Here is a 19,203-nt window from a genome sequence, read left to right as displayed (position 1 = left end):
GCGAAAGAGCAATGAACTTCCATTCCTGAATATAAACATAGACAAAAATATAATTTGTTTGTATATTAATAAACATAAATTAAATTTGTTTGTTTTAAAGAGAGGGAATTATGGCATGTGGAACAATCGTTACGTCCGCGTCATCTTATCGTCCAGAATTTTGCTCAATTTGGGCGTCTGGATCAGAAACTTTGCCGTTTTGCTGTATGTGAGCGAAATGACCGATAACGACACTTATTACGTTTCGTTGATCTCGGTGGCCGAGTTTGCGCCGATTTTCATTTTTTCCATGATCGGGGGAACGCTGGCGGATCGCTGGAAGCCGCGCCGCACGATGGTTTGGAGCGATCTTCTTACCGCGGCGTCCGTATTTGCCGTACTGCTGGCGCTTATATACGGAAGCTGGCACGCGCTGTTTTTCGCGGCGTTCGTTTCTTCGGTGCTGTCGCAATTTTCACAGCCGTCGGCGATGAAGCTGTTTAAGCGGCACGTTCCGGACAAGCAGCTTCAGGGCGTGATGGCCGCTCATCAGTCGCTTTCTTCACTCTTTATGGTAATCGGCCCGGTCGCCGGAGCGTTTGTCTATTCCACGTTCGGGATAGAGACTTCTTTGACCGCAATGGGAATCTTGATCGTCGGCTCCGGACTTCTTCTGCTGAGACTTCCGAAGGACGACGAGGAGCCGACTGCGGGGAGAGGCAAGACGCATTTTCTACAGGAGCTGAAGGATGGCCTGCGATACGTGGCTGCGAATCGGACCCTTCGTACGCTTGGCGGCACATTCGTAGCGGCGGGACTTGCCGTCGGTCTGATCCAGCCGCTGCTGCTGTTTGTCGCCATTGAAAATCTGGGACAGGATCGGACCTTTGTCCAATGGCTGCTTATGACCAACGGAGCGGCGACGCTGGTTGGCGGTGCGCTGGTGATGACCGCCGTCAAGAAAGCCAAACCGCAGCAGCTGCTGGCATTCGGCTTGCTGGTTAGCGCGGCCGGAACGGTCGGTATCGGTTGGTCGCACAGCCTGGCGGTCATTATCGCGTTACAAATCGCGAGCGGGCTGTGCTACCCGCTGATTATGATCGGAATCCAAACGATGATTATGCGAAATACGGAAGGGGCTTATATCGGCAGAGTAGGGGGCGTGATGACTCCGCTGTTTATGGGCATGATGGTTGTCGGAATGTCGCTCGGGGGCGGTTTAAAAGCGACGCTGTCGCTGCAAATCGTCTATTCGATTTCCGCGATTTTGTTTATGGCAGGCTCGGCCGCGCTCATCCCGCTGCTGGGTAGCGGTAGAAGCCGTACGTCGCGAGAGGATTATAGACCGAACGCCTGATAGACGAGGAAGGTGACGGTCGCTGCCAATGCAACTCCCGCGAGCGCTTGTGAGAGTGTATGTGCACCGACGCGCCACCTTGCCCAGCCGACGAGGACGATGAGCGGAGCAAGCCAGTAAGCTAGCGGTGTTAGGAGCAGCGCTAGCGTCAAGACGGTTCCGGTCACTCCGATCAGATGCAGGCTGATTTTCCAGCGTGCCAGCTGTGTGACGAGCAGAGCGGAGGCGACGGCGCAGACCATACCGGCGAAAGTCGCCAGCAGCTCAAGCGGCGCTTCCAATAAGAGCAGAAATGCGAAGGCGCAAACCATGCAGCCGATCGTATACAGGAACGGAACGAGGCGCTGCTCGCGGCGGCTGATATCATGGTCGCTCCAGCGCCCGCGCGATACGCCGCGGCGAATAAACGCGAACGGGGCGGCGGCCGATCCGAGAATAATGACGATGCCGCACAGTACTCCTTCGTAGAAGGTAGGCGCAAAGCGGATCGAAATGATCATGAATAACGGAACGATGAGCACAAATGGATGAAGCAGGAAAGATACGATATATGCGAAACGATAGGAGGGGGAAATCCCGGTTGTCATCCGTTTAACCTCTTTTCCTCGGAGTTTCATCGATTATAGCATGCGACTTGTCGCCTTTCACCTTCAGAAATCAAGTGTTCCTGAACCTGTACTCGCTTGGGGTGAAACCCGTTGTTTTCTTGAAGACTTTAGAGAAGTATTTTTCGTCGTGGTATCCGACAAGTCTGGCGATCTCGTAGGTCTTATAGTTTCCTTGTCTCATATATTCTTTAGCCTTGTTTATTCTTAGCCGGAGCAGGAAATCGATAAAGTTCTCGCCGCTTTCCTTCTTGAATTCGCGACTGAGATACTCGGGACTGATGTGCAGCTGTTCGGAGACGAGCTCGAGGCCGATTTCTTCATGGAAATGGGCGCTCATAAATTCTTTGGCCTTGTCCACCAGCTTCTTTGTGCTTCTGGTAGATCTCTCGGAGATGTAGTCAAAGCAACTTTGCAGCAATGTCTGAAACCATTCGATGATTGCGGCTATGCTCTTAAGGCGATTGACCTTCGTATAAAGATAGTATTCCTCCCCCATCACAGCTTCCGGATCGAAGCCAAGCTGGCTCATGATCTTATGGATGAGGATGAGCAGGTGATAGTTTAATTGCTGAACATCTTTGATCTCGAAGGAGCAAGGTTTCGCGAAGATCCGATAGCGATCTGCGATGAACTGCATTCCCGCCTCAAACTGACAGGAGTCGAAGACGGCGAGCAGTTCCTGTTCCAGCTTGAGGTCAAGAGCCAGAAGCAGCGGTTGGATCGGTTCTTCCGGTCTATAGGCATATACGCCGTCGACATGGGGCTCGGCGATCGTCTGCGCGTAAGCTCTTCTTGCCGTATCGAAGGAATTTCCCGCGGCAGGCAAGCTGCACTCTACAGAACCGATGGCTGCCGCAATATCCAGCTTCAAATAGGTATGTGCCATTTGTCGAAGGGCCAAGGACTGGCCGACGATATCGGGAAATCCCCCTTTCTCGTCGAGAGAGCCGCTGTTTAGCAAGAAGCCGCCCCCTTCCTCCCACTTGAACGGCTCCGCCGTGAATCCCCGCTCGCGGAACACCTCGGAACACATATTTTCCAGCCCGTATTTCAGCAGTTCGAGGTCCGGATTGGACATCGCGAGGGCAAGCTCGTCTAAGTTGTCGATGCCCGCAAGCCAGACGCAGTAATGCGGATGTGTGAATTCAAGGTCGTATTCCTGGCATTTTCTAGCCAATTGGCTTTCATCCGCATGTCCGTTCAGCGCCTCTGTCAGCAGCTGCCTGCGCAGCGCTGTCGTTCCTTGTTTCAACTTGATTTTGATTTTCAGCTCGTCCTCGAACAGTTCGCGCTTCAGATTCAGCACTCGGAGCGCTTCTCGCATGACCGTTTCCAAGTCCTCGTCGCTTAGAGGTTTGAGCAAATAGGAGAAAGCGCTGTGACGGATCGCCTTCTGCGCGTATTCGAATAAATCGTATCCGCTAAGCACGATAAAAAGAATGTCGCTGTATTCTCTTCGTACGGTTTCCAGCAACGCGATTCCGTCCATTCCCGGCATGCGGATGTCGGAGAGGATAAGATCGAATTTGCGGCTCTTGATCATTTCCAGCGCCTGCGTGCCGTCATGGGCCATCCAGATGTCCGTGAAGCCGATTCTTTGCAGAGAGTCATGAAGAGTCGAGCGGATCTGGCTCTCATCTTCGACAATAAGAATATTCATCTTACATATCCGCCTCCTGAGTACGCTGCAGAGGCAGCGTGATTTTAATGGTCGTATGCAGACCGGACTTGCTGCCGATCTTTAGTCCGAATTCCTGACCGTATTGAAGCTGAATGCGGGAATTGACGTTTCGGATGCCGATATGCTCCATGGAATAAAGGGGCTCATCGTAAGGTTGCTTCAGCAGCGTATTGAAGTGGCTGAGCGCTTGCTCCGAGAATCCCCGGCCGTTATCGTAAATATAGATCAGCCACTTGTCTCCGGATGCTTTGGCAGAGATGCGGATCTCGCCGCCGAACGATTTCTCTTTCAGCCCGTGCTCGATGGCGTTCTCCACGATCGGCTGTAGGGTGAGCCGAAGCAAACGACAGTTCCACAACGATTCGTCTATGTCGTAATGTACGGTGTATTTGTCGGCGAAACGGATCTCATGCAAGTATAAATACTTGCGGATATGATCGATTTCCTCGCGCAGGCTTACGGAGCTGCTTCCCTGATTCAGGCTGTAGCGGAATATTTCCGACAGATTCTGAATCATCGCGGAGGCTTTATCATACTCGTTCCGGTCGATGACGGATTTCGTCGCGTACAGAGTATTGTAAAGGAAATGCGGGTTGATCTGGCTCTGCAATGCGCTGAATTCGGCCTGCTTGCGGAGCAGGTTGGCCTCGTACTTCTGGTTGATCAGGTTTTCGATGTTTTGCACCATATGATTAAAGGCGCTGCTGATCTGGGCAAGCTCGTGAGTTCCCTTCACCGGGACCCGCGTAGAGAAGATTCCCATCTCCAGCTTCTTGAACGACGGCATCATTCTGCGCAGCGGCTTAACGAACATATAGGAGACGGCTATGGAGATAAAAAAGACGATCCCGGTAACGATCGGCAGCATGATTAAATTCATGTTTTTGAGATAGGCGCTCTTCTTCTGCAGCTCGGCAACCGGAAGCAGGGAAATTACCTGAAACCCGTATTGCGAAGGTTTGCTGGCGATCAGCAGTTCCTGCCGGCCGTCCAGATTAATTCTTGCCGGGGTTTGTCCTTCGGACTGCACGGCATCCAAAATGGCCTGCTTCTCGGGCTCGTCCAAGGGAATGTTGGAATAAATCAACTTACCCGTCCGGCTGATGATGGCGACTTGTTCGCCCTGCTGCAAATTGACGGTTGCGATATCATCGAAGAACTGCTGCGTATTCTGATCGACGAGCAGCACGCCGATGGTCCTGTTGGCATAATAATCCATGATGGATTGGGCAACCGAGATAACGGTCGGCTTCGTTTCATTCGTCAAATACAGGATGAAATCATTCGTGTGCGGATCGATGAAATAGGGAGCGCCGTTCAGCGCCAGCGTCTCCTTGAACCAAATCTCCTCTTTCTCGGAGCCGGAGATTGAATTTTTCCCCTGAATGTTGATCGCGTATTTGACTTCGCCTTCGGCGTCCAACAGACTAATGCCGTTCAGCTTGTCGTTCATCTGGAGCACCGCAAGGAAAAAGTTGTCAAGGCGTTCTTTAACCTCGAAGAACGTATCGCTTCTGTCCGTCGGATCGGCGTTTAAGAGGTAGTTGATCTCTTTGTTGATCAGAAATAGAGAAGCGGATTGCTTCTGCAGCACTAGGACATTTTCGTCGATATTGCGCATGATTTGAGAGGAGATGTTGACTTTGTTGCGGATATAGTCGGCTTCCGCGTTGCGCGCCGACAGGCTGTAGGACAGGAATCCGTAGAGAAATAAAGGCACCGAGATTACAACAAAATAGATAACGAACAAACGGAAGGCGATGGTGTTCTTGAGGAGAAACCGCCAATTGCGCATAGATGCTGTCTCCTGTCATGTAGTCCTCTTGAGCTTGTGCTGACATCATACCATGACTTGATTCTGCCGTGGGAGAGCAGGGGGAAACGGGTCAAAAAAATACTCCTATTATCAAATATTTGATTCTACTTTCAGACGATAGCCATGCTTACAATAGAGAAGCAAGACGCGAACAGAGAGGATTCACGACGACAGAGGAGGGGCTTTGCAAATGAAAAAACCATTCATCTCGATTTTGACGGCTACGCTAGCGATCGGAGTTATCGCAGGCTGCGGGTCGAACAACGATGCCGGGAATACGCCGGCAGCCAGTCCGACTGGATCTAGCGAGACTTCGGGAGCAAGCGGGGGCCAGACGCAGGAGGGATCGGAATCCGTTCAGGACGCGGAAGCATTCACGATCTCCGTAGCCAGCTGGAATCTGGCCGACGAGCCGCTCGGGATCGTCCAAGCCTACCGAGAGGCTTTCGAGAAAGCCTACAAAGTCAAATATCCCAATGCGACGATCGAATACAGAAACTCGCCCGGCGAGAAGTATTTCGATCTGCTGAAGGCGCAGATGGCGTCGCACTCCGGCGCGGACGTCATTCAATTCCAGCCGGCTCAGCTCCCCTTGTTCGCCAAGGCTGGATATATTGCCGATCTGTCCGACATGGATTTCGTGACGAAGATCGACGGCGCGGCGAAGATCCAGAGCTCATACGACGGCAAGGTCTATGCGGTCCCGTTCGATCTGAACAGCAACGGCGTCTGGTATAACCGCAAAATGTTCGAGGAGAACGGCATTTCCGTGCCGAAGACGTGGGACGAGCTGCTGCAAGTGGCGGCGGACTTGAAAACCAAAGGAATCGCGCCGTTCGCAAGCGGCTTCAAAGACGCCTGGGTGGCGAACATGACCGTCGGTGTTTTCTTGCCAAACGAGTATGGCAGCGAGACGTTCGAGACGGAGGTCTATCAAGGCACGAAGAAGCTGAACGGGCCGGAGCTCCAGGCGGCCTTCGCCAAGCTTCAGCTGCTTGTAGACAATGAATACTTCGGCAAGGGCGCTCTCAGCAACGGTTGGGATTTGCAGCGCAAGGACTTCGAGGAAGGCAAAGCGGCTATGATTATCCACGGGGCTTACATCGGCGGATTGGTCAACAGCGAGATGAAAGACAAGGGCGGGATGGAAACCGGATTCTTCGCGCTGCCAAGCGACAAGGGCGAACCGGTGTTGGGCGTGACGGCCGGGGTGCTGACCGGCGTTAACGCCAAGGCGAGCAATGTTCAGCGGGCGAAGGACCTGGTCATCGCCATGCACGATCCGGAAGCGATCATTATTCGCGACAAGGATGCGGGTGTCTTCCCGGCGATTAAGGGTATCGATATTGACTACGCCGAGATTGGAAACAAGGATTTCCTGAATGTCATCGGTACGACCAAGAGCATCATTCCGGGACAATTCATGCCGACTTCGATCGGTGATATTTACGGTAAAATCTTCACCAAAATGCTGTCGGGCAGAGTATTTGAACCTTCCTGGCTCGATGAAGCCGATACGGCGTTCCAGCGGGACAAAGGGCTGGTAGCGGCGCCGGAATAAGCGGAGAAGAGAGAGGGAGGCGGCGGGATGCTGTCTCCCTTTGCAATAACACAACCAGTAGCGTCAAGCCGAAAGCGGGGATGCCTTATGAATTCCGGTAAGAAAAACGGGTTGATCGAGCTTTCGTTCATCGGACCTGCTCTGATCTTGTTCCTTATCATTGTAGTATGGCCGTTCGTCAGCTCGCTCTACTATTCTTTCACGCAATGGGATGGGATTACGAACCCGGTATTTATCGGATTCGACAACTTCGTCAACCTGTTCAAGGAAGAGAGCTTCACAATCGCGCTTAAGAATACGTTCGTGTTCGCCCTGGCGGGTCTGCTGATCAGTAATGTTCTAAGTCTGCTGCTCGCTCTGGCGTTAAATCGCGCGGGGAAAATGCAGTCCGCGCTGCGCACGATTTTTTACTTGCCGGGAGTCGTCAGCTTTGTGACGATGTCGATCGTATGGACGCTAATCTATCATAACGACGGGGCGATTAATCAGCTGCTGCGATCGCTGGGCCTACCGTCGCTTGCGAGAGAATGGCTTGGCAATTATGATACCGTCGTTCCCGCGTTGATCGTAATCATGGTCTGGGGCGGCGTCGGCTTCGGGGTTATCGTATTTCTGGCCGGGCTAAACTCCATCCCGGCCGAACTCTATGAAGCCTCTGAATTGGACGGGGCAGGAGCATGGGCCAGGTTTAAGGCGATTACGTTCCCATTGCTGATGCCGTCGATTACGATCGTAACCTTTCTGGGACTGACAACGACGCTCAAGTTGTTCGATCTTCCGTTTATTATGACCAACGGCGGTCCGGGCGACGCCTCCAACACGATCGCCATGATTATCTACAAGCAGGCGTTCAGCTATAGTAACTATGGATACGCGACGGCAGGAGGAGTGCTCTTGTTCCTGTTCGTTGCTATCGTTTCCATCGTGCAGCTGAAGATGACGACGAGCAGGGAGGTACAGCTCTGATGAACTCTTCCGCTGCTGCGGCGAATAAGAGACGGAGAACGGGAAGCACGGCTGCGCAAGCCGCTTCGTATTTGTTGGCGCTCGTGTTTCTTGCCCCGTTTCTCTTATTTTTCCTGAATACGTTCAAAGACAAAGATCATATTTTCGACGCGTTCCATATGCCGGATCTGACGAATTTCGACAACTATACGAAAATGTTCAAAAACACAGATTTTACGGCCTCCTTGCTGCTGACGATTTTCATTTGCGTCGCTACGCTGTTTTTCATCGTCCTGTTCTCTTCGTTGGCCGGGTATATGATTAGCCGATCCAATCGGAAGATGATCAAAATGCTATATGTTCTGTTCGCGGCCGGCCAGATCATCCCTGCGCAGACCAGCATGCTGCCGCTCTACAAGCTGGGGGTCGCCACGCAAATGATCAACACGGTGCCCTATCTGATTATCATTTACGTCGCAGGCGGTACGGCGTTTGCGTCGCTGTTTTTCGCCGCATTTACGAAGACCATCCCTTACGCGCTGGAGGAGTCGGCTTTCATTGACGGCTGCGGACGGTATGAGACGTTCTTCCGCATCATTTTTCCGCTGCTGATGCCTGCGACGGCGACGATCGTTACGACGACAATCTACTGGTACTGGAACGATTTCCAGGGCCCGTTGATCTACTTGAATTCAACGAAGGTCGCACCGCTTATGATGTCCATCTATTCGTTCATGGGGTCTAACAATACGGTAGACTGGGGACCGGTATATGCCTTATGTTTCGTTTCTGCGATCCCAATGATCCTTTTCTTTCTGTTGACTCAACGCTACTTGCTCAAAGGGATGGTTGTCGGTTCGGTCAAAGGCTAGGTGTTAAATTTAGGGGGATAGTCGGCAGTATGCCGTATCCCTTCAGTACGAATTGAAAGCGTTATCTTACTCTGTGGAGGTCGAAACCTATGAAACGAATTTCATTGCTTTCTTTTTTTCTCGCCGGTTTGTTGAGTTTTAACCTAATTTTATCCGGTCATGTTCCTGCCGCCCATGCCGAAGATCCGGGAACCGTCTATTATGTCAGCCAGTCCGGGGGAGACGATGCCAACGACGGTCTGACGGAAGATACGCCATGGCAAACGCTTGCGAAAGTGTCGGGAATGACATTTGAACCCGGAGACCGGATTTTGTTGAAGGCGGGGGAGAGGTGGACGAATGAAACATTAGTCCTCCATGGCAGCGGTACGGCGACGAATCCGATCACCTTGTCCGCATACGGTATCGGAAGCAAACCGGTAATTTCCCCGCAGATCGTCGATTCCTCGGCGATTACTCTTCATAACGAAGCAGGCTGGAAAGTGACGGGGCTTGAACTGGAGAAGGCGATGATGGGAATTAATCTGGAATACGACAATGTGTACAACATGGAATTCATCTGGCTGGAAGATCTGTTCATCCATGATATGGACGATACGTATAATAGCAATCCCAACAAGTACAATCATTTCTCCGTAGGAATTGCCTGGATGGGCAATCAGGCCGCCTCGACTTTTCACCTGAAAAATATAACGATGAAATCTATTGTTTTTGATCGCATCAATTCGCCGTTATGGCAGGGAGCCATATCCCGCCATACCAATTCCGCAGGATTCGGGATTAACGCCCGATTCGGCGACATTACGATTCAAGATCTCACTTCGACCAATTCCAAGCAGTGGGGCTATAATTTCAACTTTATGGTCAACGCGACGGTAACCGACATCAGCACTGCGAATGTGGGAATTGTCAGTGCGGACAGCGACGGAGTAAATCCTTACGGGATCGGAGGGATCGTCGTCGCGTATTCCAGAGACATGGTCTTCGACGGCGTGAACATCCACAATGTCAGCAAAGGTGCGCAGGGATACGACGGCGTAGGATTCGATTTCGAGGGCGGTCTGGAGGCTTCGAATATTATGCTGAGGAACGCCGTCATCGACGGCACGGACGGCGCAGGTCTCATGATCTTCAATAACGGCGGCGTCGGCGGAACGGCAGGTGCGCACGCCGACACAGTGACGATAACGAATTTTGGCAGAAGCCCGGGCAATTCCAGCGGCGGCATCAAGTTCTTCCCCGATAGCGGAACGGGGACGATCAAGAACGCGACGATCGATCGGGGAAGCTCGAACAGCCCGTTTATCGAAGGGCCGACGACTGGATTTACGCTCGAGAACATGACCTATATTCCCGACGTCAATCGGGCGGATTTCATCCGGATGGAAGACGTTCTGGCAGGCAATTGGAGAGACCGATTCGGCAAGGAAGGCTACCGGATAGAGCAAGGGGAGGACAAGCTGCCGGATTATGTGGAATTCGCCGTAAGCGGGCAAACGGACAGCGTCGTATGGGAAACCGACAGTGCGGACTATCGGGCTCTTACCGATGCGAAAGGCGAGCACAGGAGGGCTGCAGCCGTATATGCCGACCGAGGAGCGGAACTGGTTTACGATCTCAACCTGAAGGACGGTCTTGTCCATCAAATTGCGCTGTATATGGTGGACTGGAACAGATCGGGTCTGAAACAGAAAGTTTGGGTTGAAGGTGCCGGCGAAGAGGTCTTGATCGCGGAGAAGGAAATTTCCGATTTCGGCGAAGGCAAGTACTATGTGTTCAATGCGGCTGGTCCGGTGAAGGTGAAAACCACAGTTGTGGAAGGAGAGCGCGCGGTGATCAGCGGCGTTTTCTTCGGTGCAAGCAAGGCGACGGCGCCCATGACCGTTAACAAGACCAGCGCTGCGCCGAAGCTTGACGGCAACGTGGGTTCGGAAGAATGGAGCTCTGCCGACATCATTGAGATGAGCTACGAGAAGCAGGTCGCCAATGGCGACGGCAGCCTGATCGGAGGAGGCGCGCACACGGATTTGACCGGCGAGCTCAGACTGATCTGGGATCGGTTTGGTCTGTATTTGGCGGGAGAAGTAAAGGATAGCGAGTACTTCAATCCCTACGGGACGGGAGATCCGTTGAATAACAACGATGTGATTCAGGTGACGCTTGATCCGCTTAACAAGAAGACCAGCGGTACGGCCGACGCTTACATTTTCGATTTCGTTCCAACCTCGGGAGCCGATCATTCAGGGGCCGGAACATGGTTCGAGCATTGGAAATGGGGAAGTTCCGATTACCGGGCAGGCGTGAAGGTTGCGGGTAAGCTGACAGGAGACGGTTATGCATTGGAAGCCTTCATCCCCTGGGACGCATTGAAGAAAAACGGAGAGTCTTTCCAAGTCGTCCCGGGCATGAAAATGGGCATAGGTCTAATGATCGGAGATTTCAAGGCTAACGGTCAATTGAAGGGCATTCTGACCAACTTCGGACAAGGCGAAAATGCGATTGGAGACGCTTCCGCTTATCGCACCGTAATCTTCGCGGAGAAACAGGAGGCCGATGCGGTCGTCTCCCGCGGCAAAATCATTACGGCTTCTAGCAACAATGCGCCCAGTTCCTCGCCTTTGATGGCAATCGACGGCAATGAAGCGACTTCCTGGGTAGCCGCCAACGGAGACTTGCCGCAATGGCTGGAGGTGGACTTGGGCAGAGCCTACAGCTTGAGCGGAATCGATCAGCTGTTCCTGACGAACGATCCCTGGAAATATACCGTTCAAGGCTCTCTTAATGGAGAAGACTGGACGACGATCGTAGATCAAACGGCGAATACCGAACAGGGGCCGTCATTCACGCATGCGGTCGAGTGAACTTACCGCTATGTAAAGCTCACAATGATTGAAGGCTGGGGTAACTGGGCTACGGCCAAGGAGTTCAAAGTCTATACGAATGAAGCGATTCTCACGTCATCGGCTTACGAGATCGATGACAAGCGAATGACCGTGTCCGGCGTACCGACCGGAGAAGCGGTCGATACGTTTAAGAGTAAGCTGGCTGTCGTGAACGCAACGTTCGCTCTGTACAAGGCGGATGGGTCAACTCTTGTTACCAGCGGCAAGCTGGAGAACGGAATGAAGCTCGTGCTCACGTCGACGGAAGGTCTCGGCGCCGTCGTTTACACTGTGAAGACGAATGCGGAATATTCGATCGATTCTTCCTTCAAAGTCGGGAGCGTGACGAATCCGGCTGTGCTTGAAGGAGGTCAATTGCTGACCGGCAACGCCCAATTTACCAATCTGTCGAATGCCAGCCGTACGATCACGATGGTCGTTGGGCTATACGATCATACAGGAACGGACGGAGCATTGGTCAGCTTCTCGTACAATACGAGAACTCTGGCGCCGGGCGAAACCGGCTCCTTGTCCGCCGGCTTTAAGCTGCCGGAAGCGATTGCCGGCTACAAGGCCAAAATCTTCGTGATCGGCGGCAGCGATCTAATGGCCCCGTCGGCGGTGCTTAGCGAAGCGGCAGTCCTGACTTCAGAATAAAGGAGAGAATGCCCGATGAGAAAAAGGATACTAGCCATATTGGCGGCATTGCTCTTGTTTACCGCCCCGGGATTCGCAGCAGCGGCGGAAGAGGATGGATTGGCCGTTTCCATTCGTTCTTCCGACTTGTCAGTTACCATTAAGGGACGTTTAGCCGCCGCGGCTAACCAGGATGTCCTGATTACGGTTATCGATCCGGACGGCAAGCTGGCTTATTTCAATCAAACGAAGAGTGATGCGCAGGGAAGCTTCCAGTTTGTCTATCAGTCCCAAGCCTTGGAGGCGGGTTCGTACAGGATTAGCGCGATCGGTTATTCTTCCGGCCCCAATGCTCCCCGACTGGAGACGCTCTACACGTACACTGAATCCTCCGTCGTTCCCGGGGGGCCTCCGGTTCAGCCCCCGGCACAACCAGGAGCGGTTACGGAAGCGCTTCTTGAGTTGACTTCCTCAGGCGGGGTTATCTTGAAGCCTCCCGCCGTTTATGACGAAGCGGGTCGGTCGTCGCAGCTTTCCATCGCGGCGACACTGTTCCGTCAAGCGGTACAACTGGCCAAGCCGGACGACCAGGGAGTCAGGCATTTGATCGTGCGCATGCAGACGGCTCCTGGCGCGCAGGCGTATCGGATCAAACTGCCTTCCGAAGCGCTGAGCGCGGAGGACAGAGGGGTGAGCTGGACGTTGTCCACACCTCACGGAAACTTGGTTGTATCCGGGGATATGCTTCATGACTTGAAGCTCAAGGCCGCCGATGTCGTGGAATTCTCTTTTTCCTTGCAGGAATGGAAGGATCGGGACAGCGTCTTGACGGAGGGGATCGGCGACAGGCCTGTGCTGGAATTGAATATGAGCGTCAACGGCCAGCGGGTTCATTGGCGGAATAACCGGTCGCCCGCCCGCGTGACGATTCCTTATACGCCTTCTTCGCACGAGTCGCTCAGTCCGGAGAAGCTTGTCGTCTGGTACATCGACGAGACCGGGAAAGCAGTTGTCGTCCCTAACGGACGATACGATGCGTCGCGGTCAGGCCTGACCTTCCGGACGAAGCATTTCAGTTCCTTCGCTATCGCCTATAGCGCCAAAAGCTTCGCCGATTTGACCGGAGTGCCTTGGGCCAGGAAATCCGTGGAGGCGCTTGCCGGCAAAGGAATCGTGAACGGCCTGTCTGCGAGCCGTTACGGACCGGACTTGCCGGTGAAGAGAGCGGACTTCCTCGTGTTGCTAATGAAGACGCTGGAGCTCGCAGATGGAGAGGGAGCCCGGAGCCAGTTCTCCGATGTTCCGTCCTTTGCTTATTATGCGTCAGCGGTGCAGACGGCTAGAGAGCTTGGCATTGCCAAGGGGGATGCCGGTAACCGTTTCAAGCCTGATGCTCCAATCACGAGACAGGAAATGGCCGTTCTGGCGTACCGCGCGCTTGCGGCCGCGAATGTCATTCTCCCGTCCGAAAGGGACATGCTGGACGGTTACGAGGATGCGGCCAACCTTGCCGAATATGCCAAGGAAGGCGTCGCTGCGTTGACTGCCCAAGGGCTTATCCAAGGGGACGGGAACAGGTTCAGACCAGGCTCGCTTACGAGCAGAGCGGAAGCGGCCGTATTCATTTATCGGCTTTACCAGCTGCAGGAGTAGACGAACTTCGGCGCTGATACATCTATCCGACTGACAAAGGGAGGCTCTACTATGTCGAGCAAGCGTCAAATGCTGGGGATGTTGTTTTTCGCTGCCGCATTCGTTGCCGTTTTACTGTTGGTGAAACCTGGGGAGGCCAGCGCGGCCGTGTATTACGTCAACAATCAGAGCGGTTCCGGCTGCAACAATGCCGGGGCCGGAACGTCAACGGCTGCTCCTTGGTGCGATTTTACGCCGGTTAACGCCAAGACCTTTTCCGCCGGCGACCAAGTTCTACTCAAGAGCGGTGCAGCTTGGACCGGTCAGACATTGAATCTTCAAGGGGAAGGTACGGCAAGCCAGCCTATTCTGTTGTCCTCCTACAGTACGGGGAACAAGCCGATCATTGCTCCCGGAACGATAGATTCAATTGCCGTTCTCTTAAATGGTAAGGGGGGGTGGAAAATCGCCAATCTCGAATTGTCTAACGCATGGGAAAGGATTAGGCTTCAATATGATCATGTTTATAATAAGGATTATATTTGGATCGAGAATTTGACGATCCGCAATATGACTTCGGCATACAACAGTGCGCCAACGTCTTATAATCACACCTCTGCCGGGATCAGCGTCAAGACGATGGCAGATGCGGTCTCGCCGCCCTATTCGGACAAGGTTAATGCGCCCGGGAGATTAACTGCTCTCACCAATCTGACGATCAAGAATGTCAATTTCTACAATTGCGATACGGCGACATGGTTCGGTGCGCCGGTTACCGGCTTTAATCCTTCCGAGCACCTGTGGGTGAAGAAAGTCATCATGCAGGATTTAACGATCGATGGAGGAGGCATGTGGGGATTTAACGCTTTGTTTGTTGATGGAGGCGTCTTTACGAATCTGGTTGCGAAAAATATCGGAGGGGTGTCCAATCCGTTTGGGTCCGCTGGTTTTGTTATCGCCTACTCGAAGAACGTAGAAGTGATCGGCGGCGAAATCGTCAATGTGAGCCGACATCCCGACCAGAATTATGACGGCGTAGGCTTCGACTTCGAGGGCGTCGGGAAGAACATATCGCTCCGCAACATGAACATTCGCAACACGGCAGGAGCAGGTATTTTCCACTATAACAATTCGGGTCTGCCGGACATCGATACCGTCATCGACAACAACATTGTGAGTCACTATGGCAACAATCCCGGCAACAGCAGCGAAGGGATTTATTTTGCCGGAGGCAGCGGCATCGTAACGAACAACGTGTTCAACAACAGTTTTGCTCGCAGTACGTATGGGGGAAGTTACGGAGAATTTGTGTTTGCGAAAAATACGGCGAACACGGTAAGCCCAAGCTTCGTGCCGGTGCCTCCATTGGTCATTGGAGTTCCTGCGGGTACCGAGCTGGTGACGTCGCAAGTGCCGGGAACGCTCCGCAATGACAGCAACGGGGAAGTCGGCTTCAAATTTACGACGGGTGCTACGGAGATTACCCTGCAAGGATTGGGCAGGAAGGCGGTGGCCGGAAATTACAAGACACATACGCTCAAGCTGCGAAAGGACAGCGACAAGTCGTTGGTCGGAGCGTGCAGTGTCAGCACTTCGACCGCTGTTCCGGATTCGCAAGGTTATCAATACTGCAAGCTGGCTGCAAACGTCAGTCTGCAGCCAGCCACGTCATATTTGCTAACCAGCACCGAAGATTACGGCGGAGATTACTGGCATAGCGACGATACGACGATCGCGCTTGGGACAGGGACGGTGAACGGATCTATCTATAACAATGGCGGCGGATGGAGCAGCGGGATTGCCGGCAATCGCGCGTATGGTCCGGTGACGCTCTTGTATACGTTAACGAATATAGCCAGGAGCGGCACGGCAGCGGCATCCGGTACGGATACCGCCAACGGGTATGCGGCTTCCAAAGTCAACGACGGCATTGCTTCGACCGATTTTAACGGTTGGGCAAGCGCATCGCCCGCAATGCCGCAATGGATTGAGATCGACTTTGGCTCAAATAAAACCTTCGGCCGGGTGGAGCTGTATACGACAAGCGGGTACGAGCTCAGAGGGTACCAGATCCAGGTGTGGAACGGTTCATCCTGGGTAAACGCTTTCCCGGCTGTGACCGGCAATTCATCCGCGCACCGGACACATATGTTCGCTGCCGTGACCGGCTCCAAAATTCGCGTATATAGCACCCAGGGCGACGCCGCAAGCAGCTACGCCCGGGTGAACGAACTGGAGGTTTATAGCTACTAATAGAAGAAGAAGAGGCCGCTGTCATTCATATCCGTCGATTCCTTGTCGTCCGTCGTCGTAGCTTGATCCGTCTGCGACTGTCCGTTGTCGGACGACGCATCGGCGGGAATGACACGGCGTGCCGTCACATAAGTTTTGTCCCAAGTGCTGCCCTCGAATTCAGAAATCGTGACGCCGATGCCGACTCTGTACGTGTGAAGAATTTTGCCGTCTCCGATATAGAGGCTGACGTGATTAATGACGCCGTCGCGGTTCGTGTCGGAGAAGATCAGGTCGCCCGCCTGAAGCTGGCTCTTCGGAACGTATACGCCGACTTGCGCTTGTTGTCGCGAAGAACGGGGAATGCTAATTCCGTTCTGGTTGAAGACGTACTGGGTAAACGAAGAGCAGTCAAACGCATCGGTACGATCCGACTCGGCTCCGTATAAATAACGGACGCCCATAAACTTCTTTCCTACGGCGATGACGTCGTCCGCGATCGAATGCGCCGCGCTGTTAGCGGCTGTCGTCTGAACGGCGGCTGCCGCGGCGTGGGCGGCATGGCCATCCGCGAACATCGTTCCTGCGGAGAAAGCGATCGTCAGACCGAGCGTCGCGCCCAGTACGACTTTGTTGAATTTATATTTAGCAATCGGATATTTCATATTGAAATGCCTCCTTTTGTTTTTTCCTTCGTCTTTCCTCTGCAACCCACTTTACCACATCATTTTGACCCATCATTTTCTACTAATAAGCGAAAAATGCGTCTTCCAAGGGGCTCGGCCCCATTCTTAGAATACGATGAGATTTTTCACATCCGGAGGCGCTTGACAAACGGGGGACAGAGGAGGATGACGACAAGACGAGCAAGCGGGCTGCATCATCGGTAGCGAAACCTCGATTCAACCTTTGCATTTCCGATCTGAAAGTGTGATAATGACTCGATAATCTGGTTGTGGAGGCATTATTCTTTGAATCGGTATCCTTTTGCAGTAGAGCCGGGTAAACCTTATGTGCAGCAGGTCGGAGAATGGGTCGCTGACGTCTTCTACGACGCGCTGCCCGAGGCCGGCTTCGAAGTTCGCGACGAACAGATTTACATGGCGTTTCAATTGGAAAAAGCGTTCGCGGACAAACGGACGATTTTCGCGGAGGCTGGCGTAGGAACGGGCAAGACGCTAGCCTATTTGCTGTATGCGGTCAGCTATGCCCGCTATCATCGCAAGCCTGCGATCATCGCCTGCGCCGACGAATCGCTCATTGAGCAGCTAGTCAAGCCGGAAGGCGACATCGCCAAGCTGACGAAGCATCTGGGGCTTTCGATCGACGCCAGGCTAGCCAAGTCTCAGGACCGCTATCTGTGTCTGAACAAGCTTGATCGCGCCAGAACAGAGTATGAGGATCCGGAGTTGTACCGCGAGTTGTACGAGCAGCTTCCGGCGTTCGTGCACAAGAGCGAGGGGATGCAGTCGTTTCACGCTTACGGGGATCGCAAAATGTACCCGCATCTGAACGATCGCCAATGGGACAAAGTCAATTGGGACCCGTTCCAGGACTGCTTCGTGTGCGACAAGCGACATCGCTGCGGACAGACGCTGTCACGCGAGTTTTACCGCCAATCGGCGGATCTGATCATTTGCTCTCACGATTTTTATATGGAGCATATCTGGACTTATGAGGGCAGAAGAAGAGAAGGACAGCTTCCGCTGCTTCCCGAGCATTGCGCCGTCGTGTTCGACGAAGGCCATCTGCTGGAATCGGCGGCGCAGAAGGCGCTGACGTACCGCATCAAGCACGAGAGCTTCGAGCAGCTTGTCACTCGGCTGCTGAAGAACGATATTCGCGAGATACTCGCCGTGCTCATCGACGAAGCGATCGACAGAAGCGAAGAGCTGTTCGTGCTGCTGGATCGTCATAGCCGCGTCGTTCCCGGTTCGGACAGGCGAGAGGTTCGGTTGAACGGCGAGTTGTACGGGGCGGTTGCCCGTCTGCGCGGGACGCTTGACGCGATAGAAGAAGAGCTGGTGTTCGAGAGCGAATTGTACACCTTGGACGGATACCAGCTGCGAATCGTCGAGGAGCATCTGGAGATGATGCAGAAGGCGCTAGGGCTGTTCCAAAGCTCCGGTTCGCTCATATGCTGGGCCACTGACAGCCCCACCGGACTGACGCTGGTCATTATGCCGAAGGCGGTCAAAGAGGTGCTGCGCGAAGGCGTATTCTCCCGTTCGATGCCGATCATCTTCTCATCGGCGACGCTGTCCGTCAACGGCAGCTTTGACTATTTGGCCGACACGCTCGGAATTGATCGGTATTTGTCGTTCAGCGTGGCTTCTCCTTATGAATACGCAGGGAGAATGGAGGCGCTTTGTCCGCTGAGGGAAGGCGAATCCGGCTTTTCCGGCAAACTGAAGGCGGCTGCTCGTATGCTGCTTCGGACCGGAGGCAGGGCGCTGATGCTATTTCCGTCCCGCGAGGAGCTTGCTGAGTTCCAGGCGGCCGTTTCCGGCTGCGAAGAGCTATCGCATCTCGATTTCGTTTTCGAAGGAGAGGGCGAGATCAGCCGCCTGATCGCCGAATTCGAAGCGAACGAGACGATGGTGCTGTGCGCCGTCACGTTATGGGAAGGACTGGACGTTCCCGGACCGTCCTTATCCAACGTTATCGTCTGGTCTCTGCCTTTTCCCCCGAACGACCCGGTATTCGCCGCCAAGCGTCTTGACGCCGCATCTCCGTATCATGAGGTGGATTTGCCGTACATGCTGCTGCGTCTCAAACAGGGCATCGGCAGGCTGATCCGCTCCAGGGACGATTCGGGTCTGGTTGCGTTTGTGGCGTCGGAGCTGCAGGAAAACCCGGAACTGACAGAGCTCGTGAGCGGACTGTTGCCCGAGGGCGTCGAGCTGCGTTTCGGCTGAGGACGTGTGTAAAATAAGGTTTGTCTTTTGTTACAGCGGTGTTAATATAAGGAAAGAGAAATCCAATTAAAGGGGGTTGCGATC

Annotated in this window: 13 protein-coding genes; 9 read left to right on the top strand and 4 right to left on the bottom strand. The window is 53.5% G+C overall.

What is annotated here, in order from left to right; translation table 11 throughout:
• Positions 1–115 precede the first annotated feature (115 nt).
• The gene (locus J4772_RS15445) at positions 116–1,336 is read left to right on the top strand and encodes an MFS transporter (RefSeq protein WP_209075963.1); all 1,221 of its coding nucleotides are present in this window, start codon (positions 116–118) and stop codon (positions 1,334–1,336) included.
• Here the strand turns inward: J4772_RS15445 and J4772_RS15440 are convergent.
• From J4772_RS15440 to J4772_RS15430, 3 genes are all read right to left on the bottom strand, one after another.
• Positions 1,318–1,923, bottom strand: coding sequence for a hypothetical protein (locus tag J4772_RS15440; RefSeq protein WP_209075961.1), 606 nt, complete (start codon positions 1,921–1,923; stop codon positions 1,318–1,320). The genes J4772_RS15445 and J4772_RS15440 overlap by 19 nt on opposite strands.
• Positions 1,924–1,993: 70 nt before the next feature.
• On the bottom strand, positions 1,994–3,604 hold the full coding sequence (locus J4772_RS15435; RefSeq protein WP_209075959.1) for a response regulator: 1,611 nt from the start codon (positions 3,602–3,604) through the stop codon (positions 1,994–1,996).
• 1 nt (position 3,605) lies between these two features.
• Positions 3,606–5,420, bottom strand: a complete 1,815-nt coding sequence (locus J4772_RS15430) for a cache domain-containing sensor histidine kinase (protein ID WP_209075957.1) — start codon at positions 5,418–5,420, stop codon at positions 3,606–3,608.
• A gap of 211 nt (positions 5,421–5,631) precedes the next feature.
• Here J4772_RS15430 and J4772_RS15425 point away from each other — a divergent pair, with 211 nt between their 5' ends.
• The 7 genes from J4772_RS15425 (at position 5,632) to J4772_RS15395 (ending at position 16,222) form a co-directional block, all read left to right on the top strand.
• Positions 5,632–7,002 (top strand): ABC transporter substrate-binding protein, encoded by a 1,371-nt coding sequence (locus J4772_RS15425; protein WP_209075955.1) that lies wholly within the window; start codon positions 5,632–5,634, stop codon positions 7,000–7,002.
• Positions 7,003–7,089: 87 nt separating this feature from the next.
• Positions 7,090–7,968, top strand: a complete 879-nt coding sequence (locus J4772_RS15420) for a carbohydrate ABC transporter permease (RefSeq protein WP_209075953.1) — start codon at positions 7,090–7,092, stop codon at positions 7,966–7,968.
• Entirely contained in the window at positions 7,968–8,819 is an 852-nt protein-coding gene (locus tag J4772_RS15415; RefSeq protein ID WP_116063098.1) for a carbohydrate ABC transporter permease, read from the top strand. The genes J4772_RS15420 and J4772_RS15415 overlap by 1 nt, the downstream gene beginning before the upstream one ends.
• A gap of 89 nt (positions 8,820–8,908) precedes the next feature.
• A complete protein-coding gene (locus J4772_RS15410; RefSeq protein WP_209075951.1) occupies positions 8,909–11,680 on the top strand; it encodes a discoidin domain-containing protein in 2,772 nt (923 codons plus the stop codon).
• Between the two features lie 24 nt (positions 11,681–11,704).
• On the top strand, positions 11,705–12,358 hold the full coding sequence (locus J4772_RS15405; protein ID WP_209075949.1) for a hypothetical protein: 654 nt from the start codon (positions 11,705–11,707) through the stop codon (positions 12,356–12,358).
• Between the two features lie 15 nt (positions 12,359–12,373).
• Positions 12,374–13,990 (top strand): S-layer homology domain-containing protein, encoded by a 1,617-nt coding sequence (locus tag J4772_RS15400; RefSeq protein ID WP_209075947.1) that lies wholly within the window; start codon positions 12,374–12,376, stop codon positions 13,988–13,990.
• Between the two features lie 51 nt (positions 13,991–14,041).
• Complete coding sequence (locus J4772_RS15395) at positions 14,042–16,222, top strand: discoidin domain-containing protein (RefSeq protein WP_209075946.1); 2,181 nt, start codon at positions 14,042–14,044, stop codon at positions 16,220–16,222.
• On the opposite strand, the gene J4772_RS15390 is transcribed toward J4772_RS15395, so the two are convergent.
• A complete protein-coding gene (locus J4772_RS15390) occupies positions 16,219–16,866 on the bottom strand; it encodes a C40 family peptidase (protein WP_209075944.1) in 648 nt (215 codons plus the stop codon). The genes J4772_RS15395 and J4772_RS15390 overlap by 4 nt on opposite strands.
• Before the next feature lie 306 nt (positions 16,867–17,172).
• Between J4772_RS15390 and J4772_RS15385 the strand changes: the two genes are divergently transcribed.
• Complete coding sequence (locus J4772_RS15385) at positions 17,173–19,119, top strand: ATP-dependent DNA helicase (RefSeq protein WP_209075942.1); 1,947 nt, start codon at positions 17,173–17,175, stop codon at positions 19,117–19,119.
• The last annotated feature ends 84 nt before the right edge of the window (positions 19,120–19,203 follow it).

It is taken from the genome of Cohnella sp. LGH (assembly GCF_017671885.1).
Lineage (GTDB): Bacteria > Bacillota > Bacilli > Paenibacillales > Paenibacillaceae > Cohnella > Cohnella phaseoli.
Note: the sequence above shows the minus strand (reverse complement) of the source record. Positions and strands in the feature narration are given on the sequence as shown.

What these genes read in the sequence shown, in the direction of transcription:
- J4772_RS15410 (WP_209075951.1), top strand. Translation starts at nt 8,909, where the DNA reads ATGAAACGAATTTCATTGCTTTCTTTTTTTCTCGCCGGTTTGTTGAGT.
- J4772_RS15435 (WP_209075959.1), bottom strand. Translation starts at nt 3,604, where the DNA reads ATGAATATTCTTATTGTCGAAGATGAGAGCCAGATCCGCTCGACTCTT.
- J4772_RS15440 (WP_209075961.1), bottom strand. Translation starts at nt 1,923, where the DNA reads ATGACAACCGGGATTTCCCCCTCCTATCGTTTCGCATATATCGTATCT.
- J4772_RS15430 (WP_209075957.1), bottom strand. Translation starts at nt 5,420, where the DNA reads ATGCGCAATTGGCGGTTTCTCCTCAAGAACACCATCGCCTTCCGTTTG.
- J4772_RS15420 (WP_209075953.1), top strand. Translation starts at nt 7,090, where the DNA reads ATGAATTCCGGTAAGAAAAACGGGTTGATCGAGCTTTCGTTCATCGGA.
- J4772_RS15390 (WP_209075944.1), bottom strand. Translation starts at nt 16,866, where the DNA reads ATGAAATATCCGATTGCTAAATATAAATTCAACAAAGTCGTACTGGGC.
- J4772_RS15395 (WP_209075946.1), top strand. Translation starts at nt 14,042, where the DNA reads ATGTCGAGCAAGCGTCAAATGCTGGGGATGTTGTTTTTCGCTGCCGCA.
- J4772_RS15425 (WP_209075955.1), top strand. Translation starts at nt 5,632, where the DNA reads ATGAAAAAACCATTCATCTCGATTTTGACGGCTACGCTAGCGATCGGA.
- J4772_RS15415 (WP_116063098.1), top strand. Translation starts at nt 7,968, where the DNA reads ATGAACTCTTCCGCTGCTGCGGCGAATAAGAGACGGAGAACGGGAAGC.
- J4772_RS15400 (WP_209075947.1), top strand. Translation starts at nt 12,374, where the DNA reads ATGAGAAAAAGGATACTAGCCATATTGGCGGCATTGCTCTTGTTTACC.
- J4772_RS15445 (WP_209075963.1), top strand. Translation starts at nt 116, where the DNA reads ATGTGGAACAATCGTTACGTCCGCGTCATCTTATCGTCCAGAATTTTG.
- J4772_RS15405 (WP_209075949.1), top strand. Translation starts at nt 11,705, where the DNA reads ATGATTGAAGGCTGGGGTAACTGGGCTACGGCCAAGGAGTTCAAAGTC.